24 protein-coding genes and 1 other RNA gene are annotated in these 26,878 nt (G+C 65.4%); 20 read left to right on the plus strand and 5 right to left on the minus strand.

The window, feature by feature from the left end; translation table 11 throughout:
• Window positions 1–283 precede the first annotated feature (283 nt).
• Window positions 284–1,864 carry a transglycosylase SLT domain-containing protein gene (locus ASF90_RS11995; protein ID WP_055850021.1) on the plus strand — a complete coding sequence of 527 codons (1,581 nt, stop codon included), beginning with the start codon at window positions 284–286 and terminating at the stop codon, window positions 1,862–1,864.
• Between the two features lie 44 nt (window positions 1,865–1,908).
• On the opposite strand, the gene ASF90_RS22205 is transcribed toward ASF90_RS11995, so the two are convergent.
• The 4 genes from ASF90_RS22205 to ASF90_RS12010 form a co-directional block, all read right to left on the minus strand.
• Window positions 1,909–1,985, minus strand: a non-coding RNA gene (locus ASF90_RS22205) — sX9 sRNA.
• 60 nt (window positions 1,986–2,045) lie between these two features.
• Complete coding sequence (locus tag ASF90_RS12000) at window positions 2,046–3,029, minus strand: hypothetical protein (protein ID WP_236699245.1); 984 nt, start codon at window positions 3,027–3,029, stop codon at window positions 2,046–2,048.
• A 365-nt stretch (window positions 3,030–3,394) separates the two neighbouring features.
• Window positions 3,395–4,243 (minus strand): archaetidylserine decarboxylase, encoded by an 849-nt coding sequence (gene asd, locus ASF90_RS12005; RefSeq protein WP_055850025.1) that lies wholly within the window; start codon window positions 4,241–4,243, stop codon window positions 3,395–3,397.
• A complete protein-coding gene (locus ASF90_RS12010) occupies window positions 4,240–4,890 on the minus strand; it encodes an SCO family protein (protein WP_055850027.1) in 651 nt (216 codons plus the stop codon). Before ASF90_RS12010 ends, asd begins: the two co-directional genes overlap by 4 nt.
• 80 nt (window positions 4,891–4,970) lie before the next feature.
• Between ASF90_RS12010 and prmB the strand changes: the two genes are divergently transcribed.
• The 9 genes from prmB to ASF90_RS12055 all read left to right on the plus strand — a co-directional run bounded on the left by prmB (window position 4,971) and on the right by ASF90_RS12055 (window position 14,587).
• Window positions 4,971–5,897 (plus strand): 50S ribosomal protein L3 N(5)-glutamine methyltransferase, encoded by a 927-nt coding sequence (prmB, locus tag ASF90_RS12015; RefSeq protein WP_055850029.1) that lies wholly within the window; start codon window positions 4,971–4,973, stop codon window positions 5,895–5,897.
• The gene (locus ASF90_RS12020; protein ID WP_055850030.1) at window positions 5,887–6,375 is read left to right on the plus strand and encodes a hypothetical protein; all 489 of its coding nucleotides are present in this window, start codon (window positions 5,887–5,889) and stop codon (window positions 6,373–6,375) included. Before prmB ends, ASF90_RS12020 begins: the two co-directional genes overlap by 11 nt.
• Window positions 6,365–7,468 carry a chorismate synthase gene (aroC, locus tag ASF90_RS12025; RefSeq protein WP_055850032.1) on the plus strand — a complete coding sequence of 368 codons (1,104 nt, stop codon included), beginning with the start codon at window positions 6,365–6,367 and terminating at the stop codon, window positions 7,466–7,468. The genes ASF90_RS12020 and aroC overlap by 11 nt, the downstream gene beginning before the upstream one ends.
• Window positions 7,461–8,519 carry a D-glycerate dehydrogenase gene (locus ASF90_RS12030; RefSeq protein ID WP_055850035.1) on the plus strand — a complete coding sequence of 353 codons (1,059 nt, stop codon included), beginning with the start codon at window positions 7,461–7,463 and terminating at the stop codon, window positions 8,517–8,519. Before aroC ends, ASF90_RS12030 begins: the two co-directional genes overlap by 8 nt.
• A gap of 84 nt (window positions 8,520–8,603) precedes the next feature.
• Window positions 8,604–9,629 (plus strand): aspartate-semialdehyde dehydrogenase, encoded by a 1,026-nt coding sequence (locus tag ASF90_RS12035; protein ID WP_055850037.1) that lies wholly within the window; start codon window positions 8,604–8,606, stop codon window positions 9,627–9,629.
• A gap of 993 nt (window positions 9,630–10,622) precedes the next feature.
• The gene (locus ASF90_RS12040; RefSeq protein WP_082473498.1) at window positions 10,623–12,593 is read left to right on the plus strand and encodes a FimV/HubP family polar landmark protein; all 1,971 of its coding nucleotides are present in this window, start codon (window positions 10,623–10,625) and stop codon (window positions 12,591–12,593) included.
• Between the two features lie 8 nt (window positions 12,594–12,601).
• The gene (locus ASF90_RS12045) at window positions 12,602–12,973 is read left to right on the plus strand and encodes a VOC family protein (protein WP_193552494.1); all 372 of its coding nucleotides are present in this window, start codon (window positions 12,602–12,604) and stop codon (window positions 12,971–12,973) included.
• 175 nt (window positions 12,974–13,148) lie between these two features.
• Entirely contained in the window at window positions 13,149–13,922 is a 774-nt protein-coding gene (truA, locus tag ASF90_RS12050; RefSeq protein ID WP_055850044.1) for a tRNA pseudouridine(38-40) synthase TruA, read from the plus strand.
• Complete coding sequence (locus tag ASF90_RS12055) at window positions 13,919–14,587, plus strand: phosphoribosylanthranilate isomerase (protein WP_055850047.1); 669 nt, start codon at window positions 13,919–13,921, stop codon at window positions 14,585–14,587. The genes truA and ASF90_RS12055 overlap by 4 nt, the downstream gene beginning before the upstream one ends.
• Window positions 14,588–14,988: 401 nt before the next feature.
• Here ASF90_RS12055 and ASF90_RS12060 read toward each other — a convergent pair whose 3' ends face one another.
• Entirely contained in the window at window positions 14,989–15,915 is a 927-nt protein-coding gene (locus ASF90_RS12060) for a LysR family transcriptional regulator (RefSeq protein ID WP_055850049.1), read from the minus strand.
• A 107-nt stretch (window positions 15,916–16,022) separates the two neighbouring features.
• Between ASF90_RS12060 and trpB the strand changes: the two genes are divergently transcribed.
• The 10 genes from trpB to ASF90_RS12110 all read left to right on the plus strand — a co-directional run bounded on the left by trpB (window position 16,023) and on the right by ASF90_RS12110 (window position 26,844).
• Window positions 16,023–17,240 carry a tryptophan synthase subunit beta gene (trpB, locus tag ASF90_RS12065; protein WP_055850419.1) on the plus strand — a complete coding sequence of 406 codons (1,218 nt, stop codon included), beginning with the start codon at window positions 16,023–16,025 and terminating at the stop codon, window positions 17,238–17,240.
• Window positions 17,237–17,755 carry a hypothetical protein gene (locus ASF90_RS12070; protein ID WP_055850051.1) on the plus strand — a complete coding sequence of 173 codons (519 nt, stop codon included), beginning with the start codon at window positions 17,237–17,239 and terminating at the stop codon, window positions 17,753–17,755. The genes trpB and ASF90_RS12070 overlap by 4 nt, the downstream gene beginning before the upstream one ends.
• Window positions 17,752–18,573: a tryptophan synthase subunit alpha gene (trpA, locus tag ASF90_RS12075; RefSeq protein ID WP_055850053.1), complete on the plus strand. Its 822-nt coding sequence runs from the start codon at window positions 17,752–17,754 to the stop codon at window positions 18,571–18,573. Before ASF90_RS12070 ends, trpA begins: the two co-directional genes overlap by 4 nt.
• Before the next feature lie 300 nt (window positions 18,574–18,873).
• Window positions 18,874–19,758: an acetyl-CoA carboxylase, carboxyltransferase subunit beta gene (gene accD / locus ASF90_RS12080; protein ID WP_055850055.1), complete on the plus strand. Its 885-nt coding sequence runs from the start codon at window positions 18,874–18,876 to the stop codon at window positions 19,756–19,758.
• 76 nt (window positions 19,759–19,834) lie between these two features.
• Window positions 19,835–21,184, plus strand: a complete 1,350-nt coding sequence (gene glmM / locus ASF90_RS12085) for a phosphoglucosamine mutase (RefSeq protein ID WP_055850057.1) — start codon at window positions 19,835–19,837, stop codon at window positions 21,182–21,184.
• Window positions 21,185–21,307: 123 nt separating this feature from the next.
• On the plus strand, window positions 21,308–22,246 hold the full coding sequence (locus tag ASF90_RS12090) for a 2-oxoglutarate and iron-dependent oxygenase domain-containing protein (RefSeq protein WP_055850060.1): 939 nt from the start codon (window positions 21,308–21,310) through the stop codon (window positions 22,244–22,246).
• 257 nt (window positions 22,247–22,503) lie between these two features.
• Entirely contained in the window at window positions 22,504–23,187 is a 684-nt protein-coding gene (locus ASF90_RS12095) for a methylamine utilization protein (protein WP_055850062.1), read from the plus strand.
• Window positions 23,184–25,550: an EAL domain-containing protein gene (locus ASF90_RS12100; RefSeq protein WP_055850064.1), complete on the plus strand. Its 2,367-nt coding sequence runs from the start codon at window positions 23,184–23,186 to the stop codon at window positions 25,548–25,550. Before ASF90_RS12095 ends, ASF90_RS12100 begins: the two co-directional genes overlap by 4 nt.
• Window positions 25,547–26,419, plus strand: a complete 873-nt coding sequence (locus ASF90_RS12105; protein ID WP_055850066.1) for a DUF3034 family protein — start codon at window positions 25,547–25,549, stop codon at window positions 26,417–26,419. The genes ASF90_RS12100 and ASF90_RS12105 overlap by 4 nt, the downstream gene beginning before the upstream one ends.
• On the plus strand, window positions 26,419–26,844 hold the full coding sequence (locus tag ASF90_RS12110; RefSeq protein WP_055850068.1) for a group 1 truncated hemoglobin: 426 nt from the start codon (window positions 26,419–26,421) through the stop codon (window positions 26,842–26,844). The genes ASF90_RS12105 and ASF90_RS12110 overlap by 1 nt, the downstream gene beginning before the upstream one ends.
• The last annotated feature ends 34 nt before the right edge of the window (window positions 26,845–26,878 follow it).

Consider the following 26,878-nt stretch of genomic DNA (forward strand, 5'->3'; position numbering starts at 1 on the left):
TGGGCAGATCCGGTGAGGAAAGACCGGATTCTAGCGGGCAACGTTGCCGCACAAATCGGCGGGCGACGTATGAGTTCTGACAGTCAGGCTGTGCGGCGAGCCGGCGCCTGTCTCCAGCAAGGTCGACACCGTGCTCGCCGCTGCCAGACAACCGGCTTCGCCCGTTTTCAATGGATCGGGCAGGCGCGCCAAGCTAACGCGCCACTGACCTGCCGGCGGCATCGCCTTGCCCCGGTGTCGTCCCGGCGGCTACCCTGCCTGCCTTTCCGCTGCACTGTCTCCGATGCCGCTCGCTCATTTTGGTTTGCGCCCATGGCCTGTCCTGGCTGTGGTGGCGCTGATGTCTGTCGTCCCCGCCGCCCACGCCATCTCCAAGCGCGACACGGAGAAGGCTGCCGTGCTCGATACACGCATGGCCGCGGCCGAAAAGCGCTACCGCGATGCGCTGGTGCTGGTGAACAACTCCGACCCCAAGGGCACCGCCGAAGGCGACGCCGCACTGGAGGACATGGAGGATGTCATCGACGCCTGCATCAAGCAGCGCGGCTGTCTGGTTGCCAATCAGCTGGCTACCTATAAGCGTCTGCTCAAGGCGCGTGCCGATGCCGAAGCGCCTGCCGCCGAAGACCCGGAAGACGACGACACCCTGCTGCAGGCCGACCCGGATCATCTCGGCCCGGCCGCCAATGGCGTGCCCGAGGCGGCGCGTGCGGCCACCCTGCTCAACGACCAGCGCCACGAGTTCGACAAGATGGTGCAGTACAACCCGGCCGTGCAGGCCGGCATCCGTCGCTGGCTGACCGATATGCGCCCGGCGTTGATGACCAGCTACGACAACTACAGCAACCTGCGCGGCGTGATGTGGCCGGAATGGCAGAAACGCGGCCTGCCCGAAGCGTTGCTGTTCGGCATCATGGCCAAGGAATCCAACGGCAAGGTGCACGCCAATTCGCGCGCCGGTGCGGCCGGGCTGATGCAGTTCATGCCGGCCACCGGGCGGCGTTTCGGGCTGGGCCCGGACGGCAGCGGCTTCGACACGCGCTTCGATGCACGCAGCGCCGCCGAAGCCAGCGCCGCCTATCTCAACGAGCGCATGGCCGGCCTCAACCGCAGTATCGAGTTGGCGCTGGCTGCCTACAACGGTGGCGAAGGCCGTGCTGCACGGGTGTTTTCGCAGACCGGCGGGCGCGGATTCTGGGAGCAGGACGTCTACAACCAGTTCCCGGCCGAAACCAAGGACTACGTGCCGATGGTGATCGCGGCGGCGTGGATCTTCCTGCACCCGCGCCAGTACGGCGTCGATTTCCCCAAGCTCGACGCGCAGCCGGCCACGCTCAAGCTCGCCAAGTCCACCACGATCTATGAGCTGACCATCTGCCTGGGCGGCATGGGCGTCCGCGAGGGCTATATGCGCGCACTGCGCAACCTCAACCCGCGCTATGAACCCGATGGCTGGATTCCGGCCGGCACCGTCATCAATGCCACCAACCGCATCGCCAGCCTGTACACGCGTTACTGCGTGAATGGTCCACGTGCGGACCTGGCGCGCACCTTGATCACTGCCGATCTCAACAGCGCCATCGTGCGCAGCAGCGCAACCGAGTACACGCCCACCGTGGCGGTGGGCGATGTCAGCCCGATGGCTGGCGTGCCGACCACCGTGGCCACCGGCCAGCCGGTGGTCGCCAAACCGAAGGCAAAGCAGGCACGCAGCTACACCATCGCCAAGGGCGACACGCTCGGCCGCGTGGCGCAGAAGTACCAGTGCGAGATCAAGGAACTGGCCAAGGCCAATGGCCTGAAGGCACCGGCCTATGCGTTAAAGCCAGGGCAGAGCATCAAGCTGACAGGCTGCGACCGCTGAGTGTGAGGTGCTGCGATCGCAGATTGCAGCACCTCACTTGGAGCGGTTGAAAAAATGTGGCGAGCAGCCGTCAGGTGGGTATCGACGGGGCGCTCAGGAACAACGTGTACGCGTGGTCCATGCCGCACCGAGCATCGGCTGCGCCCGCCTGGCAGCGAGCGCAGTCGTTTGTCAGCGGCGTTTAAGCAGGTCGCGCAGATGGTGCCATACCTGTCTGCGAGGAGGGCGGCGAGCCGCCGTCCTCGCTCCAGCGTGCCTTGAGGCCGTCCCACCATTGCGTCCACCGCGCACGCCAGCTCTGGCGCAACGCCTCGGGACCAAAGCGCTGCGCCTGCTGCTCTGCAAACTGCATCGCCTGTTGCATCACCGGCGAGCCGTTCTGCTTGATCGCCTGCCACATGAAACGGCTGAGGATGCGGGCGATGACCAGATTGGAATCCAGGTCGCCGCTCTCTGCTTCCACATGCAGGATCAAGGTCTGCAGTTCGGCGCGCACCTCCGGCGGTACGCCGGGATTTTCGCTGAGCCGTTTCAGACGGCGTAAGCCAGCCAGATAACGGTGCTCGGCCAGGTCCAGCCCGGCGCGTGCCAGTTCGCCCAGCCACGGTGCACGCACCGCCAGCGCAATCGCATCGACATGCAGCACCACGTTTTCCCAGCGCTTGTCCTGCATCGCGGCATAGGCCATCACCACGTGCAGCATCACCAAGGTGGCGAAGTCGCCTTCCGGATCGGTGCTGTTTTTCCACAGGCTGTCGCTGGACTGTTGCGCCAGTTGCGGCCATTGCTTGCGTTCGTAGGCCACCGAGCGCAATGCGGTGGCGATGACGCGCCCCTGTGGAGCGCAATCGCGCTCCAGTAGGTCGGCCTCGGCGATCGCCGGCAGCAGTTTGTTCGCCGATAGCGCCGTGTAGGACAGCATGGCGTGCAGCATGCAGATGTCGTCGGCGGTCAACGGCGCGGGCGGGGTCTCCAGCAGGGCACCGCCGCGCTGGTACGCCGCAAATGCGATCGGTAAGCCATGTTCGCTGAAGTGCCGGTAGCCACGGTATTGCAGGCCACCGCGCAGATCGTCCAACTGTTGTTGCTCGCTCTTGTGGCCGCAGCCGGTCACTGCCGTGAGCAGCGCAATCGCCAGCGGCCAGCGCAACATCCGTGTTGTCATCGAAGATCCTGAAGGTCGCCGATATCCGGCGGCTGGAAGTGCAGGTGAAAGAGCGTGCGCTGGCTGTTTCCAGCGATGCAACGTGCTTTGAAAGAATGCGGTGACGACTAACGACTAACGACTAACGACTAACGACAACCAACAACCAACAACCAACAACCAACAACCAACAACCAACAACCAACAACAACGCGACCGGCCGCGTCGCTGCGGCCCAGCCCACTAGCGCCTGCCTCCAGCCGCAGCGACGTTTCTACAGCCAATCCACCGGTAAGCGTGGCCACACCAAGTGGCAGCAACACGATCACCGTCGAGCCGCGCCTCAATCAAATGCAGCATCCGAATGCTGGCCGCTTCGCCCCGCGTCAGCCCACCTGGCGACGTGCCAATGCCTGCCCAAGACGCACCGCCGTCTCTGCGGCAAGTGCGCCATCGAGCTTGGCCACACCCGGTGGCAGCAGCACGATCACCGTCGAGCCGTAATTGAAGCGCGCCATCTCCGCAAACCGCTCCAAGACGATTCCCTTGCCACGGTAATCCTTGCGCGTGATGCGATCGCCGTAGCGTGGGATCTCCACGCCGCTCCAGACCGTTTCCACGCCAGATACCAGCAGCGCACCCACCATCACCGAGGCCATCGGGCCGAACTCGGTGTCGAAGTGGCACACCAGGCGCTCGTTGCGGGCAAACAACCGCGGCACGTTGCGCACCGCACCCGGGCCCACGCTGAACAGGCGGCCCGGCACATGCACGGTTTCGCGCAGGGTGCCGGTCCACGGCATGTGGACGCGGTGGTAGTCCTTGGGCGACAGATATACCGTCGCGAACAGGCCGTCGTTGAACGGCGCGGCCGCTGCCGCGTCGCCGAGCAATTCGGCTGCAGTGAACGACTGGCCCTTGGCCTGGAAAATACGCCCGTTCTCGATCGGGCCGAGCTGGCTGATACGGCCATCGGCCGGCATCAACACGGTTGCCGGGTCGGCATCGGGCACACGTGCGCCCGGCTTCAATGCGCGGGTAAAGAACGCATTGAAGGTGGGGTACGCGCGCGGGTCCGGTTCCTGCGCTTCGCTCAGGTCCACCCCGAACTTGCGCGTCACCGTGTCGATCAACCATTGCTTGGTCGAAGGCGTGTCCGAGTACGCCAGCGCGCGCGCCATGGAGGACAGCAACCGATGCGGCAGCACGTAGGTCAGGGAAGTGACGAAACTCACGGAGCGGTTACCTTGGTCAGCTGTTGGAGGTCGGCGGCAATCGCCTTGGGGTCGAGCGGCGGACGGATCAGGCCGGTCAGGCGGCCTTGCGGATCGAGCACGGCGATGCCGGCCGAGTGATCCATGCTGTAGTCGTTGGGGTTCTGATCGAAGTTCTTGCCCGGCACCTTCTGGAATACCAAGCCCAGCGCGGTGGCAAAGCGTTCCAGCGCCGGCACGTCTGCGGTGGCCGCCAGCGTGTCCTTGTGGAAGGCGTGGGCGTACTCGCCCAGCCGCGCAGGCGGGTCGCGCTGCGGGTCCACCGACACGAACAACACGCGCGGGCGCAGCCCGTCGGGGATGCTTTCCCACTGCTGCTGCGCCACCGCCAGATCGGTCAGCGTGGTCGGGCAGACATCCGGGCAGAAGGTGAACCCCAAAAACACCAGCGACCAATGCCCTTTCAGTTCGCCAGACACCAACTGGGTGCCATCGGACTGGCGCAGGCTGAACTGCGGCAAGGGGCGCGGCTGCGGGTAAAACGTGATGGTCTGAGTGGGCGGCCAGGGCGAGCGGGGCGTCCCGCCGAAGAACTTCTGGCCCAGCAACAACCCAAGACCGGCGGCCAGCGCCACCAGTAGCACGATGCCGGTATTGCGATTGAACATGGCGGTTTCCAGTGCAACGGACGCTCATGATACCGATCCGACCTCTATAATCGTGGGCCGATTCCTTTTTAGTTGTTGCCATGACTGCCGCCGCGGCCGACGAACTGCACACCATCATCGACCTGATCCGCTACGGCACCAGCCGTTTCAACGAAGCCGGTCTCACCTTCGGTCACAGCTATGACAACGCGCTGGACGAAGCCACCCAGCTGGTGCTGCACAGCCTGCATCTGCCGCACGACCTGGGCCCGGCGTATGGCCAGGCGCGCCTGCTGCGCGATGAAAAAGAACGCGTGCTGGGCCTGTTCGAGCGCCGCATCACCGAACGCGTGCCGGCGGCCTATCTGACCGGCGAAGCCTGGTTTGCCGGCCTGAGTTTCAAGAGCGATGCGCGCGCCCTGGTACCACGCTCGCCGATCGCCGAATTGATCGAATCCGGCTTCGAGCCCTGGCTGGGCGGTCGCGAAGTCACCCGCGCGCTGGACCTGTGCACCGGCTCGGGCTGCATCGCCATCGCCATGGGCCACTACAACCCGCATTGGGAGGTGGATGGCGTGGACATCAGCGACGACGCGCTGGCGCTGGCCGCCGAAAACAAGGCGCGCCTGCATGCCGACAATGTCAGCTTGCTCACGTCCGACCTGTTCACCGGGCTGGCGGGCCGTCAGTACGATCTGATCGTCACCAATCCGCCGTACGTCACCAACGACGAGACCGACGCACTGCCGCAGGAGTATTCCTACGAGCCGGAGCTGGGCTTGCGTGCCGGCGACGATGGCCTGGACCTGGTGCTGAAGATCCTGCGCGATGCGCCGCAGCACCTGAGCGAAGACGGCCTGTTGATCTGCGAAGTGGGCGAGTCCGAGCAGCATCTGATCAAGCTGCTGCCGGAAGTGGATCTTGCCTGGGTCGAGTTCAAGGTTGGGCAGATGGGCATCTTTGCGGTGGAATGCCGCGAGTTGATTGCGCACAGCGCGCGCATCACCGAGTTGGCCGGTGCGCGCTAAGGCGCCCGTATCCCGTCCGCAGCTGATCGATATCGTGCTGCTGGTGCCGGTGTCCGTCTTCGGGGCGGCCATTCCGTTTGCTTTGGTCGACGTGGTATTGCAGTTGTTCGACCCGATGTACGGCGGTCCGACCGCGCAGGGCTGGTGGAGCGTCGCAGCGCAGATCGGCTTCGGGTCGATCGCGTTCTTCGGTCTGGTATCGGCCTGGATTGTGGCGGCCAGCTCGGATGCGGTATTGCGTGCGCATCGGCGCCGCAGCGTGGGCGTGGCGCTTGGCTTGCTGGGTGGTGTCGGCACGGCGCTGTATCTGCTCGCCGAGTGGCTGCTCAGTGAGCGGTTCGCGCTGGACCTGTTTCTGGTGGTGGTCGGCAGTGTGTTGGCCGTGGCACCGATGCTGGTGGCGGCACGGCATCTGCCGCGCATCGTGCGCGCGCTGCCACCTGCTGCAATGTTGAGAGGATGCCGTTATGGGCAGTAACAGTTTCGGCCGCCTGTTGACGGTCACTACCTTCGGCGAATCGCATGGGCCGGCGATCGGCTGCGTTGTCGATGGCTGCCCTCCGGGCCTGGAACTGGCGCCGGAAGAGTTCACCCTGGACTTGCAGCGCCGTGCCAGCGGCAAGAGCCGGCATACCTCCGCACGCCGCGAAGCCGACGAGATTGAGATCCTGTCCGGCGTGTACGAAGGCCGCACCACCGGCACGCCGATCGGGCTGCTGATCCGCAACACCGATCAGCGCAGCAAGGACTACAGCAACATCGCCCAGCAGTTCCGTCCCGGCCATGCGGACTACAGCTACTGGCAGAAATACGGCATCCGCGATCCACGCGGCGGTGGGCGCTCGTCTGCGCGCGAAACCACCATGCGCGTGGCTGCGGGCGTCATTGCCAAGAAGTGGCTCAAGCAGCGCTACGGCGTGCTGGTGCGCGGGTATCTGTCGCAGCTGGGCGAGATCCGCCCGACCGGTTTCGACTGGAATGCGGTCGAAGACAACCCGTTCTTCTGGCCGCACGCCGAGCAGGTGCCGGAGCTGGAAACCTATATGGATGCGCTGCGCAAGTCCGGCGATTCGGTCGGTGCGCGCGTGGACGTGGTGGCCGGCGGCGTGCCGCCCGGCTGGGGCGAGCCGATCTACGGCAAGCTCGATGCCGAGCTGGCTGCCGCGATGATGAGCATCAATGCAGTCAAGGGCGTGGAGATTGGCGACGGGTTTGCCAGTGCCGCGCAAAAGGGCACCGAACACCGTGACCTGATCACCCCGGAAGGCTTTCTCAGCAATCACGCCGGCGGCATTCTGGGCGGCATTTCCACCGGCCAGGCGGTGACCGCGTCGATGGTGCTCAAGCCGACCTCCAGCCTGCGCCTGCCCGGTGCAACCGTGGACGCAGACGGCACGGTCGTGGATGTGATCACCACCGGTCGGCACGATCCATGCGTGGGCATCCGCGCCACCCCGATCGCCGAAGCGATGATGGCCTTGGTGCTGATGGATCAGGCGCTGCGTCATCGCGCGCAATGCGGTGATGTCGGCGAGATCTCGCCGCGCATCCCCGGTCAGATCGATGTCTGAAACGAAACGCCCCAAGGTCTGGGTCAGCCAGCCGCTGTTCGACGACGTTGTCGAACAGCTGAGCGCGCATTTTGCGCTGACCACCACTGCAGGCGTCACCGCGTATTCGTCGCAGCAGCTGGCCGCGCACCTGGCCGGCGTCGATGGCGCACTGATCACGCTCAACGAGCGCGTGGGCGCGGTCGAAATCGCATCGGCCCCGCAGCTGCGCGCCATCGCCAATGTCGGTGTGGGCTACAACAATCTGGATATCGACGCGCTGAGCGCGGCCGGCATCCTGGCCAGCAACACGCCCGACGTGTTGACCGAAACCACTGCCGACCTGGGCTTTGCGTTGTTGATGGCCACCGCGCGCCGTATCACCGAGGCCGAGCGCTGGTTACGCGACGGGCAATGGGGGCAGTGGTCGTTCAAGACCATGCTCGGTGCCGATATCCACGGCAGCACGCTCGGTATTCTGGGCATGGGCCGGATCGGGCAGGGCATTGCACGCCGCGGCGCGCACGGCTTCGGCATGCGCGTGCTGTATCACAACCGCAGTCAGTTGCCGGCGCAGACCGAGCAGGACCTCAACGCGCACTACGTCGACCTCGACAGCTTGCTGGCGCAGTCCGATCACCTGGTGCTGGTGCTGCCTTACGGCAAGCAGTCGCACCACATCATCGACGCTGCCGCGCTGGCCAAGATGCGGCCCACCGCCACGCTGGTGAACATCGCGCGCGGCGGCATCGTCGATGAGCTCGCGCTGGCCGATGCGTTGGCCAATGGGCGTCTTGCCGGTGCCGGCCTGGATGTCTACGAAGGCGAGCCTGCGGTGCGCCCGGAGCTGCTGGCCCTGCACAACGTGGTGCTCACCCCGCATATCGGCAGCGCCAGCCTGGCCACGCGCCGTGCCATGGTGCAGCTGGCGGTGGACAACCTGATTGCCGCGCTTGGCCATGGCCCCAACGCCGGGCATCCGCCGAGCGCGCTCAATGCTGATGCGATCGCAGCCGCCAAACGCGGCGGTACGATCGTGGACGCCAGCAAAACCGGCGCGACCAAACGATAGGGAACCTCCACAGCCAGCGTTGGAGGTTCCCCGAACCCACGCGCAGCGCGTTCCCCTCTTCACTCTTTCGATAAAGACATTCTCATGAGCAACGAAAACCGTCGTTTCAATGTCGCGGTCGTGGGCGCCACCGGCGCTGTCGGCGAAACCATGCTGAGCATCCTGGCCGAGCGCAACTTTCCGGTCGCCAATTTGTACGCGCTGGCCTCGGCGCGCTCGGCCGGTGGGCAGGTCGAGTTCAATGGCGGCAAGGTCGACGTGCTGGATCTGGCCGACTTCGACCCGACCGGCGTGGACATCGCGCTGTTCTCCGCAGGCGGTAGCGTGTCCAAGGAATACGGCCCCAAGTTCGCCGCTGCCGGCGCGGTGGTGATCGATAACTCCTCCGCGTTCCGCTACGACGACGACGTGCCGCTGGTGGTGTCGGAAGTCAATCCCGAAGCGCTAAACCAGCGCCCGCGCGGCATCATCGCTAACCCCAATTGCTCGACCATGCAGATGCTGGTGGCGCTGGGCCCGATTCACCGCAAGTACGGCATCGAGCGCATCAACGTGGCGACCTACCAGTCGGTGTCCGGCGGCGGCCGCTCGGCGATGGAAGAGCTGGGCAAGCAGACCAGCGAGCTGTTGAGCTTCCAGCAAATCGACCCGCAGCGCTTCCCGGTGCAGATCGCTTTCAATCTGATCCCGCACATCGACGACTTCCAGGACAACGGTTACACCAAGGAAGAGATGAAGCTGGTCTGGGAGACCCGCAAGATCCTGGGTGATGAGAACATCCAGGTGAATCCCACCGCGGTACGCGTGCCGGTGTTTTTCGGCCACTCCGAAGCGGTCGCCATCGAGACCCGCGAAAAGATCACCGTCGAAGCCGCGCGCGCGCTGCTGGAAGCCTCGCCGGGCGTGGAAGTGGTGGACGAGCACAAGGCGGGCGGCTACCCGACGCCGGTGACGCATGCCTCGGGCAAGGATGCGGTGTTCGTCGGCCGTATTCGTGAGGACTTATCGCACCCGCGTGGTCTCAATCTGTGGATCGTCTCCGACAACATCCGCAAGGGCGCCGCACTCAACGCCGTGCAGCTGGCCGAACTGGTCGCACAGGAAGGTTGATCCATTGCCATGTAGGGGCGCGCCTGAGCGCGTGGGCTGTCCCCATGACGCGTCCTCGCGCTCAGGTGCGCTCCTACAAGAGCTGGTGGGTTTTGGCCGTCAACGATCTAGCGCGGCGGTAACGAAGTGTCCTTTGTAGAAGGGCACTTGCATGGGGCATGCATTCCCTGCAACTACCTTCGAAGCAAAGCACTTGACCGGTCTGGTCACACAGGAAAACCGATCCACCTGCCTTGTAGGAGCGCACCTGGGCGCGAGGGCTGTCCCCGTGACGGCTTATCGCGCCCAGGTGCGCTCCTACACGAGCCGGTGGTTTTGGCCGTCAACGATCTAGTGGGTTGGTAACGAAGTGTCCTGCGTAGAGGGGCACTTCTATGGGGCATGCATTCCTTGCAGCTACCTTCGAAGCAATGCACTTGACCGGTCTGGTCACACAGGAAAACCGATCCACCTGCCGTGTAGGAGCGCACCTGGGCGCGAGGGCTGTCCCCGTGACGGCTCATCGCGCCCAGGTGCGCTCCTACACGAGCTGGTGGGTTGAGGCTTTTGACGACCAAGTGTCGGGATAAGAAAGTGCCTGTCGTAAGAAGGCGCTCGCATGTGACATGCATTGGCGGCGAAGACTGATCGCACTGCACTGCACTGCACTGCACTGCACTGCACTGCACTGCACTGCAGTGCGCTTTCGAATGAAGCCCCGGTTGGCCCAGCTCGCAAAGGTCCGGCCGCGATCGATCTCTGCACAAGCCGATATCGATCAAGGCAGCAGTCGAAGCTGCTGCGCTCTGCGCGCACCCCGCAGCAGCCGCAGCAGGTCTTCTTCCTTCTTATGTGATGAGCTGATCGGCCTACCGATTCACCGCCCGCAGCTGCGCATCTGCACCGATGTCGCATTGCGGCATCGCAAGCGCGGCGCATGCGCGAGACACGAACGACTTTTTCGCTCATTCAGCGGCTATATTGATGTCCATGAAACATAGGGGCAGGGGCGCGATGCGTCCGATACAAGGGATAGGTGCGTTGCTGCTGATGGCGTGCAGCGGCGCCGCCATGGCGTTGGGCTTGGGCGATATCCGGGTGCTGTCCAAACCCGGGCAACCGTTGGTGGCCGAGATTCCGGTCATTTCCAACGAGCCGGGCGAGCTCGACAACGCACGTGTGGCGCTGGCATCGGCAACCACCTTTGCGCGCGTCGGTCTGGAGCGGCCGCAGGGTCTGGTCAGCAGCCTGCAGTTCCAGTTTGCGCAAGACGCGCGCGGGCGTGCGGTGATCCGCGTGACCAGCAGTCAGCCGGTGGACCAGCCTGCGATCAATTTTTTGATCGAAGTGGAGTGGAGCCAGGGCCGTCTGGTGCGCGAATATGCCGCGTTGGTCGATGCGCCCAACACCGCTGCCGCGATTGCCGAACCGGCCATCGACGCGCCGCGTGCCGGCGCCAGCAACACGATTGCACGCGAGCCGGCGGCGGCTCCGGCGGTGGAACGCGCTGACCGGGACGCTGGCGCTGCAGCTGCGCCAACGCGTGCCGCCGCAACCGCCCCCGCCGCCACGCAGACCGGCGATGCATTGCCGGCTGTGCGCTCGGGCCAGACCTTGTCGGAAATTGCAGCGGGCCTGGCACGCTCCAGCGGACATTCGCTGGATCAGACCATGCTGGCGTTGCTGCGGACCAATCCGGACGCTTTCGTCAACGGCAACATCAATCGCTTGAAACAGGGCGCCGTGTTGCGTACGCCGCAAGAGGACGCGCTGGCGCAGGTCGGTGCGGCCGAAGCGGCGGTGATGGTGCGCGAGCAGGCCGCCCAGTGGCGGCAGGCGCGCTCGGCCATTCCGCAGCCGGCCGATGCCGGTGCCGCTGCTGCAGCGACGCCTGCCCCCGCCGCACCGGCGGCATCCACCGCGGCCGGTGCCGGCGCGCGGCTCGAAATCGCCCCGGCAGTGGCGAGTCAGACCAACACAGCCGGCGCCACGTCCGGCACCAGTGCCGAAGGCGAGGGCGAGATGGCGGCCAACCAACAGTTGCAACAGGCCAAGGAAGACATCGCTACCCGCGATGCGGAATTGCAGGACCTGCGCTCGCGCGTGGCCGATCTGGAAAAGCTCAAGCAGCAACAGCAAGCCTTGATCGCCATGAAGGACACCGACCTGGCGGCCGCGCAGAAGCGTCTGGCCGACGCGCCGCAGGCCAACCCGCAAGGCGGCGGCTTTCCGCTGTGGTTGATTGGAGCTCTGGTGTTGATCGTGGCGGCCGTGGTCGCATGGCTGGCGGCGCGTCGCCGCAAACCCTCGCCGCTGCCGCCGTTGCCGCGCCGCCAGTTCGACTTCGCGCCGCCCCTGGCTCCAGTGGAGACCAACGAGCAGCAGGACGACCCGCAGGCCACCGAGCCCAGCGAGCACGATGTGCTGCATGAAACCGAATTCGAACAGGCCAACCTGCGCGAGGACGAGCGCGCCCATGACACGCAAACGCCGCTGTCGGACGTGTTGCGTCGCGAACCGCTGCTGACCGAACCGGTGGCTGTGGCTCCAGTGATCAACAGCGACGAATGGCGTGCGCTGCGCGCATCCCCGCCGGCGCCGGTGGCGGAGCCCGATGTGACCTATCAGGAACCTGAGGTTGCTCAGGACTCTGATGTGTCGTCGCCACAGATCGAACCGGAGTACGCCCTTGGCGAGCGCCCATCGGCGCTAGCGGCTGCCTCCGTCCAGGACGGCTTCGACTTCAATCACATGCTGCAACATCCCGACGATGTCGAGCAGGCCCCGGTTGTCCCGGTGGGGATGCCCAACGCGGTGAGTCATAGGGAATTCGCCTCGGCCGGGCGCGATCGCCTGGAATTGGCGTTGGCCTACATGGACCTGGGCGACAAGGACACCGCACGCGGTCTGTTGCTCGAAGTCGCTGCCACCGGCGACGACGCCACCCGCGCCGAAGCGGCCCAGTTGCTGGAGCGGCTGACGTGAGTCCGGCCATGGATAGCGTCACGGTGCGCGAGCGGCGGATCGATTACGTGGAGTTCGCTTCCATCGATCCCGACGCCAGCCGAGCCTTCTTCGAGACCGTGTTCGGCTGGCAGTTTCAGGCCTATGGCCCGGACTACCTGGCCTTCAACGACGGCCGTCTGGACGGGGGCTTTTATCGCACCACGGTGCCCGCCCCGGCAGAAGGTGGCCCGTTGGTGGTGCTGTATGCCGACGACCTGGCACCGATGCTGGAGCGCGTGCGCGCGGCAGGCGGCGAGATCGTCAAGCCGGTGTTCGGCTTTCCCGGTGGCAGCCGGTTTCATTTCCGCGAGCCCGGCGGCAGCACGCTGGCGGTCTGGTCCGAGCGCGCCGCGGCTTGACGCCAGCCGTCGACGACGGCGGGTCGCTGGCAAACGCTGTGGGCGAGTGGCCGGGATGTACCATGCACCGGCAGCATCCGTCGCGCGCTGTCGGCGTCACTGTTCGACTGCGCGCTTAGCGGTTCGCAACATGTGATGCAGACGCCTCACCGATTCAATCAACAGGCAGGTACCGATGCGTTACGCGCTGGGCGTGGAGTACGACGGCAGCGAGTTTCAGGGCTGGCAGCAGTTGGGCGAGCACGGTGGGCCGAGTGTGCAGGCCAGCGTGCAGGCGGCGTTGTCGTCGGTTGCCGACGCGCCGATCCAGGTGGTGTGCGCGGGTCGCACCGATGCCGGCGTCCATGGCGAATGCCAGGTGGTGCATTTCGACAGCGACGCGCGGCGCGAACTGCGTGGCTGGATGCTGGGCACCACCGCGCGACTGCCGCCGTCGATCGCGGTGCGCTGGTGTGTGCCGGCCGCCGATGACTTCCATGCGCGTTTTTCCGCGCGTGCGCGCCGCTATCGCTACCGCCTGCTGAATCGTCAGATCCGTCCGGCGCTGTATCGACAGACGCTGAGCTGGGAGCGTCGGCCGCTCGATGCCGATGCCATGCATGCCGCCGCGCAGGCGCTGTTGGGCGAAAACGACTTCAGCGCCTTCCGTAGCGTGCAGTGCCAGGCCCTGCATGCGCGCCGCAACCTGCAGGCCATCACCGTGCAGCGCATCGGTGAGGTGGTGGAGGTGCAGGTACAGGCCAATGCATTCCTTCATCACATGGTGCGGAATATTGTTGGCTCGCTGATTTTGATCGGAACCGGCGAGCAACCGACCGACTGGATCGCGACGTTGCTCGCCGGGCGCGACCGCACGGTTGCCGGGCCAACAGCGCCGCCACAAGGCCTGGTGTTTATCGGGCCTCTGTATCCTGCAGAGTGGCATCTGCCTGCCGAGGTGACCCAATGAATCGATCGCTGTACCGCACCCGTATCAAGTTCTGTGGCATGACCCGCGCCGGAGACATCCGACTGGCCGGGGAGCTGGGTGTGGACGCGGTGGGTTTCATCTTCGCGCACGGCAGCCCGCGCCGCGTGGCGCCGGCCGAGGCGCGCGCGATGCGCCAGGCCACCGCGCCGATGGTCGATGTAGTGGCCCTGTTCCGCAACAACTCCAAGGAAGAAGTCCGCGAGGTGGTGCGCACCGTGCGGCCGACCCTGCTGCAGTTCCACGGCGAGGAAGACGACGCGTTCTGCCGCAGCTTCAATCTGCCGTATCTCAAGGCCGTGCCGATGGGCAGCGCCGGGGTGAACGGTGAGGATGCCAACGCGCGTACCTTGCAGTTGGCCTTTCCCAATTCGGCCGGTTTCCTGTTCGACAGCCATGCGCCTGGCGCAGGCGGCGGTACCGGCAAGACCTTCGACTGGTCGCGCCTACCCACCGGGCTGCATCGCCCGTTTCTGCTCGCCGGCGGCATCACGGCCGATAATGTGTTCGACGCGATCGTGGCGACGTTGCCGTGGGGCGTGGATGTGTCCAGCGGCGTGGAGCTGGCGCCCGGCATCAAGGACGGCCACAAGATGCGCAAGTTCGTGGAAGAAGTGCGGCGGGCCGATTGCCACGAGATGTCGTAGGTTGGGGATTGGTGAGTTGGGATTGGGGATTGGTAAGAGCGGGTTTGCTGCGGTGGTGTGATTGGTTTTGGACGGCTGCTTGTGGCTCGTGTTTTGTTAATGGCGAGCGGTCGCGCGCAGTCATTCGGTCATTCGCCACCTGGCTGGCTGCTCAGACTCTTTGATCCCTGCAAATTCCTTGAGCCGCTGCGCTCGTCTTGTAACGCGCGCAGTCGACTTCAGTGCTGCTGACAAAGCTGCTGCGCTCACCGTCGGCGGGCGCGGCCGCTGCTCGTTGTGGCATCGAGTACGCATGCCCTACGGTTCCAAGCGTGCCGTCCACACCCATCCCCGCCACTTCTCGTTACGGTTTGTCAGCCGCGCTTGCGCGCTGCTTGGCGAGGCGATTTCGCGATGGAAGCTCAGGCTCCTCCCGTGTTCCGCGTCGTTGGCGTGAACTGATCCTTTGCCAATGCCTCGCCTAACCAGCCGGCAAGGCGTTCGATGCGTGGGTCCGGATTGCGCCTGGCGGCGCACAGCACCCAGCGCCCGCGTGTGGCGGTGAATCCCCACGGTGCCAACAGCCGGCCGGCCGCCAGATCGGCAGCAACCAGCGGGTAGGGGGCGATTGCGATGCCCAGGCCGGCGGCGGCAGCTTCCAGCAGATACACCAGATGCTCGAACTCGGTGCCGAAGCGCAGCGCGTCGGGCGCCACGCCATGCGCCTGTGCCCACTCCGGCCAGGCTTGCGGCCGCGAGCGTGTGTGCAGCAGGCGATGGTCGCGCAGGGCGCCCGGAGGTTTCCCGTCGATCTGCAATGCGCTTGCCAGCTGCGGACTCAGCACCGGGCCGATCCATTCCACGCCCAGCTCGTGCACCTGCCATTCGGCGGGCCACGGCGGGGTGTCCAGCAGCAAGGCGGCGTCCAGGCCGTCCAGATCCGGGCCGGGCGGTTGTTCGTTGGCCGACAGGTGCAGGCGCAGGTCGGGCAGGTCGCGCTGCAGCAGGCCGAGCCGCGGAATCACCCAGCGTGCCAGCAGGCTGCCCGAGCAGCCCAGCACCAGCGGTGCCTCGCTGGCCGGGCGTCGCAACGCGGCCCAGGTATCGGCGATCAGCGCGAAGCCTTCGCCGGTGGCATCGCGCAGGCGGGCGCCCGCAGTCGTCAGCACCAGGCCGCGGCCCTGGCGGGCGAACAACGCCGCGCCCAGCGCCTGTTCCAGCGAACGGACGTGGCGGCTGATGGCGCCATGGGTGACGTGCAGTTCCTGCGCGGCGCGGCTGACGCTTTGCAGGCGAGCGGCGGCCTCGAAGGCGCGCAACGCTGCCAGCGGTGGAAGCACGGTACTCATGTGTGAGTCCAGATCACAGGTTGCGGCAATCTTATCGATTTATCGCATTGCCTGGCTGCGGTAAGGTGGCGGCTTCGCGTATGACCGCATCGCTGCAGAGGATCTCCATGTCGGCCCAGCCCATCAGTGACTTTTACGCCTATCCCGACGCTGCCGGTCACTTCGGCAAGTTCGGTGGCCGGTTTGTCGCCGAGACCTTGATCGGCCCGCTGCAGGAACTCTCTGCCGCCTACGATCAGGCGCGTCAGGACCCGGCGTTCATCGCCGAATACGACAAGGACCTCAAGCACTACGTCGGCCGGCCCAGCCCGATCTATCACGCCGAGCGGCTCAGTCGCGAAGTGGGCGGTGCGCAAATCCTGCTCAAGCGCGAAGACCTGAACCATACCGGCGCGCACAAGATCAACAACACCATCGGCCAGGCCCTGTTGGCCAGCCGCATGGGCAAGACCCGCATCATCGCCGAGACCGGCGCCGGCCAGCATGGCGTGGCCAGTGCCACGGTGGCGGCACGGCTGGGCCTGGAGTGCGTGGTCTACATGGGCGCTACCGACATCGAACGGCAGAAGATCAACGTCTACCGGATGCAGCTGCTGGGCGCGAAGGTGGTTCCGGTGACCTCCGGCTCGGCCACGCTCAAGGACGCGCTTAACGAGGCGATGCGCGACTGGGTCACCAATGTGCGCGACACCTTCTACATCATCGGCACGGTGGCCGGCCCGGACCCGTACCCGCGCATGGTGCGCGACTTCAACGCAATCGTGGGCCGCGAAGCACGCGAGCAGATGCTGCAGGACTACGGCCGCCTGCCGGATGCGATCAGCGCCTGCGTCGGTGGCGGCAGCAATGCCATCGGCCTGTTCCACGCGTTTCTTAACGATCCGGGCGTCAAGATCTACGGCGCCGAAGCCGCCGGCGACGGCATCGCCACCGGCCGCCATGCCGCGTCCATCGCTGCCGGACGCCCCGGCGTGCTGCACGGCAACCGCACCTACGTGATCTGCGACGACGACGGCCAGATCACTGAAACCCATTCGATCTCCGCGGGCCTGGATTACCCCGGCGTCGGCCCCGAGCACGCATTCCTGTCCGACAGTGGTCGCGCCGTGTATCAGGGCATCACCGACGACGAGGCGATGGCGGCCTTCCATCTGCTGGCGCACACCGAGGGCATTCTTGCAGCGCTGGAATCCAGCCACGCAGTGGCGCAGTCGATCAAGCTGGCGCGCGAGATGCCCAAGGACGCACTGATCCTGTGCAACCTGTCCGGGCGTGGCGACAAGGACGTGCACACCATCGCCGCGCGCGAGGGCATGGTGCTGTGATCGCAGCGCAGATGCGCACGCTGGGCGGTGGTGTGTCGCTGCTGTGCATGTCTGCGCTGGCCTGTGCTGCGGCATCTGCCCCCGTGCTGGACCGTAGCGGTGAGGTACGTGTTGGCCAGCACTTCAGTGAGCTGGAGCCACGTGCGCGCTGGGCACCGCTCAATGCGGGGCCGCTGGGACATTGCGGCTATGTGGAAGCCGGGCTGTTACCCAACGGCGTGGCGATGATGGTCGAAGCCGATCGCATCGTCCGTTTCGACGTTACCGACTCCGGCCCGGTGGGTCCGTTCGGTATCCGCGTTGGCGACAGCGAAGCGGACGCGCGTGCGCGCCTGCCATCCGGCTACAGCGTCCAACCGCATAAGTACGGCCGCGATGGCGGCAACGCTCTTTATTTGACGTGGCGCGACCCGCAAGGCGGGTTCGCCGTTCGCTATGAAACCGGAGAAGGCACTGTGACATCGATGTATTGGGGAAGCTGGGACGCCGTGCAACTGGTGGAGGGCTGCGCATGAGCCGTGCGCCAGACCGGATCGCTGCGCGTTTTGACGCCCTGCGTCAGGCCGGCCGCAAGGCGCTGATTCCCTTTATTACCGCCGGCGACCCATCGCTGGAAGCCACCGTGCCGGTGATGCACGCGCTGGTGCGCGCCGGTGCCGACGTGATCGAACTGGGTGTGCCGTTCTCCGATCCGATGGCCGATGGCCCCACCATCCAGCGCAGTTCCGAGCGCGCGCTGGGGCGTGGCGCCGGCCTGGCCTACGTGCTGGAAGCGGTGCACGAATTCCGCCGCGAAGACGCCACCACCCCGGTGGTGCTGATGGGCTACCTCAACCCGATCGAGATTCACGGCACACGGCGCTTCGCCGAAGCCGCCGTCGCTGCTGGTGTGGACGGCGTGCTGCTGGTCGATCTGCCTCCCGAAGAAGCGGCAGAAACCCGCGAAATCTTCACCGAGGTCGGGCTGGCACTGATCGCGCTGGCCTCGCCGACTACCAGCGAGCAACGTCTGGACATGCTGTGCAGCACCGCGCAGGGCTATCTGTACTACGTCAGCTTTGCCGGCGTGACCGGCGCCTCCAACCTGCTCGATACCCACGCGGCCAGCGATCGCTTGCGCCAGTTGCGCCAGCGCGCCGGCGCACCAGTGGTGGCAGGATTCGGCATCAAGGATGCTGCCAGCGCCGCCGCGATGGCGGTCGATGCCGACGGTGTCGTGGTCGGCAGCGCGCTGGTCGCGGCCCTGTCCGAAGCCGAGGATGTGCGCAGCGCCCGCGAACGCGCCGAAGCCTTCCTGGCCCCGCTGCGGCAGGCGCTGGATCAGGCGCAGTGAGGCACCTGCGCAGCAGGCCCGGTTAGCGCTCGCTGCGTGGGAAAGGCGGTGCGGCGTTAGTCCTTCTCCTGTGGGAAGGGGAGGGGAGGGGGTAGACGTCAAGCGGTGCGAGGCTGTGTTAGCGGAGGTTGCGTCAACCACCAGCCCGCAGCGCAGCGCCCAACAGCCATCTCCAGCAAGCCCCGCCAGAACCCCGGCCATCCGCCACTGCCCCGCGCGCTGCACCAGCCTGGGGCGCTGCGTTAGACTGTCGCCCCTCTGCGGCCCGCATCGCCGCCCTGCATGGATTGTCATAAACGCATGAGTTGGCTCAGCAAATTGATGCCCTCCGGCATCCGCACCGAGAACACCCCGGCCAAGAAGCGCAGCGTCCCCGAGGGGCTGTGGGAAAAGTGCAGCAACTGCGGCAGCGCGCTGTACGGCCCGGAGCTTGAGGAGAACCTGGAGGTGTGTCCGAAGTGTGACCACCACATGGCCATTCGCGCCCGCGCGCGCCTGAACTCGCTGTTCGACCCGGAAACCGCGACCACCGAAATCGCCGCCCAGCTGAGTCCGGTCGACGTGCTCAAGTTCAAGGACCAGAAGCGCTACGGCGAACGCATCAAGGCCAGTCAAAAGGCCAGCGGCGAGTACGACGCGCTGATCGCCATGCGCGGCACGCTCAAGGGCAACCCGCTAGTTGCGGCCGCCTTCGATTTTCCCTTCATGGGCGGCTCGATGGGCTCGGTGGTCGGCGAGCGCTTTGCGCGTGCGGCCGAAGTGGCACTGGAAGTGGGCTGCCCGTTCGTGTGCTTCGCCGCCAGTGGCGGCGCGCGCATGCAGGAAGGTCTGTTTTCGCTGATGCAGATGGCCAAGACCTCCGCAGCGCTCGGTCGCCTGCGCGAAGCAGGCTTGCCGTACATCTCGGTGCTGACCCATCCCACCACCGGTGGCGTGTCGGCGTCGTTCGCGATGCTGGGCGATATCAACATCGCAGAACCGCATGCATTGATCGGCTTCGCCGGCCCGCGTGTGATCGAACAGACTGTGCGCGAAACCTTGCCGGAAGGCTTTCAGCGTTCGGAATTCCTGCTCGATCACGGCGCCATCGACCAGATCTGCGACCGTCGCGAGATGCGTGATCGCATTGCCGACCTGACCGCGATGATGATGCGTCAGGCGCGTCCGCAGGAGGCGGTGGCGTGAGGGCTGTGATGACGGCAGGGCTGAGGATCTGCGCCCGGACGTTCGCCAACGGCGCGCGCTACCGGGTGGCTGCGCTGTGAGCGCCCGCAAATATTTCGGCACCGACGGCATCCGCGGTCGGGTCGGGCAGGGCGTCATTTCTGCCGACTTCGTGCTGCGTCTGGGCAATGCGCTCGGGCGCGTGCTGACGCAAGGGCGCAGCAAGCGTCCGTTGGTGTTGATCGGCAAGGACACCCGTATTTCCGGCTATATGTTCGAAGCGGCGCTGGAAGCCGGCCTGGTCGCTGCAGGCGCCGATGTGCAGATGATTGGCCCGATGCCGACGCCCGCCATCGCGTTCTTGACCAGCACCTTGCGCGCCGATGCCGGCGTGGTCATCAGCGCCTCGCACAACCCGCATTACGACAACGGCATCAAGTTCTTCTCCGCCGAGGGCGAAAAGCTCGATGACGCCACCGAAGCGGCGATCGAAGCCGCGCTGGACGAGCCGTTCCACACCGTGGAATCCGAGCGCCTGGGCAAGGCGATTCGCACCCGCGATGCGATCGGCCGTTACATCGAATTCTGCAAGGCCAGCGTGGCGCGCGGCTTCACTCTGCAGGGCCTGAAAATGGTGCTGGATTGCGCGCACGGTGCCACGTATCACATCGCGCCGATGCTGTTCCGCGAGCTGGGTGCCGAGGTGGTGGTGATCGGTGCGGCGCCGGACGGGCTCAACATCAACGATGGCGTTGGCTCGACGCATATCGACAATCTTGCCGCCAAGGTGCGCGAGAGCGGCGCGCATCTGGGCATCGCCTTCGATGGCGATGGCGATCGCGTGCTGATGGCCGACGACCAGGGCAACCCGGTCGATGGCGACGATCTGCTGTATCTCCTGGCGCGCTCGTGGCAGGCCAGCGGCCGGCTCACCGGCACCGTGGTCGGCACCTTGATGACCAATTACGGCCTGGAGCCGGCACTGGCCGCGCTGCGGATTCCGTTCCAGCGCGCAAAGGTGGGCGACCGCTACGTGCATCAGGCGCTGGTCGAAGGCGGCGGCACGCTGGGTGGAGAGACCTCCGGCCATTTGCTGTGCCTGGACCGCGCCAGCACCGGCGATGGCATCGTCAGCGCGCTGCAGGTGCTCGAAGCGCTGGGCCGCGATGGGCACAGCCTTCGTCAAGCGCTGAGCGGCCTGGCCAAGGTGCCGCAAAAGACCGTGAATGTGCGTCTGGAGGGTGGCGCGGCCAAGGCCATCGTCGAAGCGCCCGGCGTGCAGCAGGCGCTGCAGCAGGCGCAAGCCGCCGTGCAAGGCCGCGGACGTGCGTTCCTGCGTCCGTCCGGCACCGAGCCTGTGGTGCGCGTGACCGTGGAAGCCGACGACGCCGGCCTGATGCAGGACACGCTCGATCGGCTCTCCGGAGCGGTGCGTGACGCGGCGTGAGTCGCTGATCATTGGCGTTTGCGTGGTCTTCGCCAAGGCCGCAACGTTCTATGTGTTGTATCGCCTGCTGTCCTGAGCGGCAGGCGTCCTCCCGACTTTTCGACTTCGACTGCAGATATCCGTATGAGCGCGCGCATCCCCACCCTGGACATCACCCGTTTCGATACCGATCGCGACGCTTTCGTCGCCGAGCTCGGTGCGGCCTACCGCCAATGGGGCTTTGCCGGCATCCGCAATCACGGCATCGCGCAGACCGAGATCGACGCGGCCTACGACGTGTTCAAGGCATTCTTCGCCTTGCCCGAAGAGGTCAAGCGCCGCTATCACGTGCCGGGCAGTGGCGGCGCACGTGGTTACACCGCGTTTGGCGTGGAAACCGCCAAGGACTCCAAGCACTTCGATCTGAAGGAGTTCTGGCACATCGGCCGCGAGATTCCGGACGATTCGCCGTACCGCGAGGTGATGGCGCCGAACCTGTGGCCGGAAGAAGTGCCCGGATTCCGTGAGCGCGGCTACCAGCTGTATCAGCAGCTCGACCAGCTGGGCTCGCGCGTGCTCGCAGCACTGGCGCTGCACATCGGCCTGCCGCAGGACTATTTCGTCGACAAGACCAACAACGGCAATTCGATCCTGCGCCCGATCCATTACCCGCCGATCACCAGCGACGACATTCCCAATGTGCGCGCCGGTGCGCATGGCGATATCAACTTCATCACTTTGCTGGTCGGTGCGAGCGCGGCCGGTCTGGAAGTGCGTTCCAACGACGGCGAGTGGGTGCCGTTCACCGCCGACGCCGACACCATCGTGGTCAATATCGGCGACATGCTGCAGCGCCTGACCAACCATGTGTATCCGTCCACGATTCACCGCGTGGTGAACCCGCCGGGCGAAGCGGCGCGCAAGCCGCGCTATTCGGTGCCGTTCTTCCTGCATCCGAATCCGGACTTTTTGATCGACGTGCTGCCCTCGTGCATCAGTGCCGACAACCCCAGTCGCTACCTTGAGCCGATCACCGCACACGGGTTTCTGGAAGAGCGCCTGCGCGAGATCAAGCTGAAGTAACTCGACAGAGAGGTCGACTGTTGGCGCTGTTGGTTTTTTCTGCGCCAGGTGCGCAATGCGTTGCCGATAACTCACGCAGCGAATGGCTGCGTCCGCAACATGCGCCATGACAGGTGCCACACTTCTATTCATAAAATTCCGCTCGTGTCTGGTTAAAGCTTGCGTTCACCCGCGCCGATAACTCAGTCTGATCGCTAGCGCGACGTCGGATTCGCCTGGCGCCCGCTGCCGATTGCACGAGGTAGGGGCGCATGCGGATGCCGTGGTTCAAACAATTAGGTGCGATGTCGTTGCTTGCGCTGTCTGGCGCGATGGCACCGGCTGCAGCAACGCCGGTGAGCGTGACCGTGACCGATGCCAACGGTGTCCTGGTCGATGCGGTGGTCAGTCTGGAACTGCCGCGGCCCGCCGCAGCGAGCGCGGGCAAGATGCTGGAGATGGATCAGGTCAATTCGCAATTCGTGCCGGCGGTCTTGGCGGTGCGTACCGGCACCTCGGTACGGTTTCCGAACAACGATCAGATCCGTCACCAGGTCTATTCGTTCTCGCCCGCCAAACGCTTCGAATTGCCGCTGTTTCAGGGCACTACCGCCGCGCCGGTGCGGTTCGATCAGGCCGGTCTGGTTACTGTGGGCTGCAACATCCATGACTGGATGCTGGGCTATATCGTGGTGCTGGAGACGCCGTATTTCGGCAAGACCGGCAGCGATGGTCGCGTGCAGCTCGATGCCCCGGCAGGAACCTACACGCTGCGCGTCTGGCATCCACGCATCAAGGGCGCAGCAGTGGGCGAGCCGCTGGTGATTGCGCGCGACGCAGTGCAACGCAAGGTCACCTTGCAGACCACTGGCGCCGCTCCGGCGGTGGCGCCGCCGGACGAGCGCATGCGCGCGCTGCAGGACAAGTTCCGCAGCGCCGCCCCCAAGAAGCCGCACCCATGAGGGCGATGCGCCTGCACACGCGCATCGCGGCTCTGCTGGTGCTGGTCGTGCTGGCCACGCAGGCGTTGACCTTCATCGCCGTGCAGCTGGCTACCGAGCGCAGCGTCAAGGCGCAATTGGGCGAAGAACTGCAGATCGGCGAACGCGTGTGGCAGCGCATCAATCTGCGCCGTGATGAGCAATTGCTGCAATCGGCGTCGGTGCTGGCAGACGACTTCGGTTTTCGTGCCGCGGTGGCCAGCGGCGATGTGCCCACCATGCAATCGGCGCTGCGCAACCATGCCGCGCGCATGTCTGCGCAGACCGCAGTGCTGCTTTCGCCGGATGGCGAATTTTTGACCGGGTTGGCCGACCTTCCGCAGGCCGAACAATTGCGTGCGGTGCAGGCGTTGTTGCAGCAGGCGCAGCGCGATGGACGCGCAGTCGGCGTGGTTGCCCTGGATCAACATATCGTGCGCCTGGCCGTGGTGCAGGTGCTGGCGCCCAGTCGCGTTGGCTGGATCGCGATCGGCAACGAATCCGGCGACGGCCTGGCACAGGACTTCCGCAGCACGACCGGACTGGATGCCACGTTCTTTACCGATGGCCCACCGGTGCGCGTGCTGGCATCCACCCTGGAGCCGGCAGCGCGTCGCGAGTTTGCGCAACAGTTGCCTGCCGCCGAGCACACGCGGGCGGAAGCGATTCCGCTCAACCTGGGCGAATCACGCTACCTGGTCAAACTGCAATCGCTCCAGGGCGACAGCCACGTGCGGGTGGCCTTGCAGGCCTCGCTCGATCGCGCGGTCGCGCCCTATCGCACCCTCAAGTTGCGCATCCTGCTGCTGGCAGGTTTGGCGACCGCTGCAGCCTTGTGCGTGGCGATCGTTCTGGCGCGCAGTGTCAGCAAACCGGTCGCGCAACTGGTGCAGGCGGCGCGACGCATCCAGCGCGGCGATTATCAGACGGCGGTGGAGGTTCCGCCGGGTCGCGAACTCGCCGAACTGGCCGATAGCTTTGGGCGCATGCAGCATCAGATCGCCAGCCGCGAGCAACACATTCTGCATCAGGCGCGGCACGACGCATTGACCGGGCTGCCCAATCGGGTCTGGTTGCTCGAACGCCTGAAAGAAGTGACCGCGCAGACAGTCGCCTCCGGCGGAACGGCGGCGGTATTGATCCTGGATCTGGAGCGTTTCAAGGAACTCAACGACAGCCTTGGTCATGATTTCGCCGACCAGGTGCTGGTCGAGGCCGGCCGCAGGCTTGCAGAGGTGGTGCAGGAGCCGAACCTGGTCGGGCGGCTGGGCAGCGATGAGTTCATGGTGATCGTGGCGCACGCCGATGCGACCACCGTGCAGCAGGACGCACAACGCCTGCTGCTGCAACTGCGTCGCCCATTGGTGTTGCCGCAGGCACGCATCCAGCTCGAAGCCAGCATTGGCATCGCCCTGATTCCCGAGCATGGCGCAGACCCGGACACCTTGTTACGCCGTGCCGACATCGCGCGACGGCAGGTGGACGATGCCGCCACCATCGGTGCCAGCGTCTATCGCATGGGGCAGGACGAACAGCATCTGCGACGGCTGCGCCTCACCGGCGATCTGCGCCAGGCTATCGGCGGTAACGAGCTGACCTTGCGCTTCCAACCCAAGATCTGCCTGCGCAGCGATCGCGTCGAACAGGTCGAAGTGCTGGTGCGTTGGCATCACCCGACGCTGGGTCCGATCGGACCCGACGAATTCATTCCGCTGGCTGAGCATTCCGGCGTCATCCATCCATTGACCCGCTTCGTACTGGACGAGGCGCTGCGCTGTCAGGCGCACTGGCGCACGCAAGGGCTGGAGCTGGGCATGGCGATCAATCTATCGGCACTGGATCTCTCCGATCCGGGGTTGCCCGATTACGTGCGTGCGCGGCTGGAACAGCATGCGGTGCCGGCGCAGTCGGTCACGCTGGAACTGACCGAAAGCGCCTTGATGCGCGATGTCGAATCCGCGCTGCACATGCTGCATCAACTGCGTAGCGTCGGCGTGCGTCTGTCCATCGACGACTTCGGCACCGGCTATTCCTCGTTGGCCCAACTCAAGCGCATGCCGGTGAACGAATTGAAGATCGACAAGAGCTTCGTCATGCAGCTGGCCGAAGGCACCGACGATGCGTTCATCGTGCGCAGCACGATCGATCTGGGGCATAACCTGGGCCTGAGCGTGATCGCCGAAGGCGTCGAGAACACCACTGCGCTCGGTCTGTTGCGCGGCTATGGTTGCGACATGGTGCAGGGCTATCTCTACGCACCGCCGCTGGAGCAAGCCCCCTTCGTGGCGTGGTGCATGCGCCAACTTGGAATGACCTCGCCCGCGCAGATGGGAGCGCAACGATGAAGCATCGTCTCCGCGCTGCGCTCGCCTCTGCAGTGTGCGGTGTTGCGCTCATACCAGTGTTTGCGGTCGCCGGCGACGGGCGCCTGCTCGCTACCGGCGGCGTGTCGATGATCGAAGGCAGCAGCGGTGGCGGCATCGTGCCGTGGGCCACGTTGTCGGGGTATGGCACGCGCGACGAGCTCGGTACCGTGCTGTTCGCCACGCATGTGGACAGCGGCGATTATCGACTCGATGTACAAGGCGCCGCGCTGACGGTCGGCAACCGCCTGGAACTGTCGCTTGCGCGCCAGCGCCTGGACCTGGGCACCTTGCAGGATCGCCTGGCACTGCCGTGGAACGCGCTCGGTCAGGATGTCTTCGGCGCCAAGCTGCGCGTGTACGGCGATCTGGTCTACGGGCGCGCCCCGCAAGTCAGCGTCGGCGTGCAGTACAAGCGTCTGCGCGACGGCACGCTGCCATTGGCTATCGGTGCACGTGACGACCATGGCACCGATGTCTATGTCAGCGCCAGCAGGCTGCTGTTGCAGGGCGCTGGCGGCTATCAATTACTGCTCAACGGTACGCTGCGCGCGACCCGCGCCAATCAGACCGGTTTGCTCGGCTTCGGTGGCGATCGGCGCAACAGCTATCGACTGGTCGCTGAGGCCAGTGCTGCGGTCGTGCTGTCGCCGTCGTGGGTGGTTGGTGTGGAATATCGCGGCAAACCGGACAATCTGGGCTTTGCGCGCGAACAGGCCTGGGCCGACGGTTTTGTTGCCTGGTTCCCCAGCAAGCATGTGTCGTTGACCGCAGCCTGGGCCGATCTTGGCGACATCGCCACGCTGACCAACCAGCGCGGCCCGTATCTCTCCTTGCAGGTAGCGTTCTGATGAATCGATGGCTGCGGTGGTCCCTGCTATGTGTGCTGAGCCTGAGTGCCTGCGCCACCACGCAGACGCCTCAAACGCTGTACGACGAACTTGGTGGCCAGGCCGGCATCGAGGCGCTGGTGGAAACCATGTTGTCGCGCATTGCTGACGATCAACGCATCGTCGACAAATTCGCGCGGGTCAACATCGTCATGCTCAACGCGCGCCTGGTGCAGAAGTTCTGCCATGTCGCCGATGGCCCGTGCCCGGATACCGCCAAATCGATGCAACAGGCGCATGCGCATCTGGCCATTCGCGAGGGCGATTTCAACGCCCTGGTCGAAGATCTCAACTGGGCAATGGATCAACAAAAGATCCCGCGCCGCACCCAGAATCGCCTATTGGCACGACTGGCCGCCATGCACGGCGAGATCGTCAATCACTAAGCGCTGCTAACAAAACGACTGTGCTCACCGCCAC

It is taken from the genome of Xanthomonas sp. Leaf148 (assembly GCF_001423585.1).
GTDB lineage: Bacteria > Pseudomonadota > Gammaproteobacteria > Xanthomonadales > Xanthomonadaceae > Xanthomonas.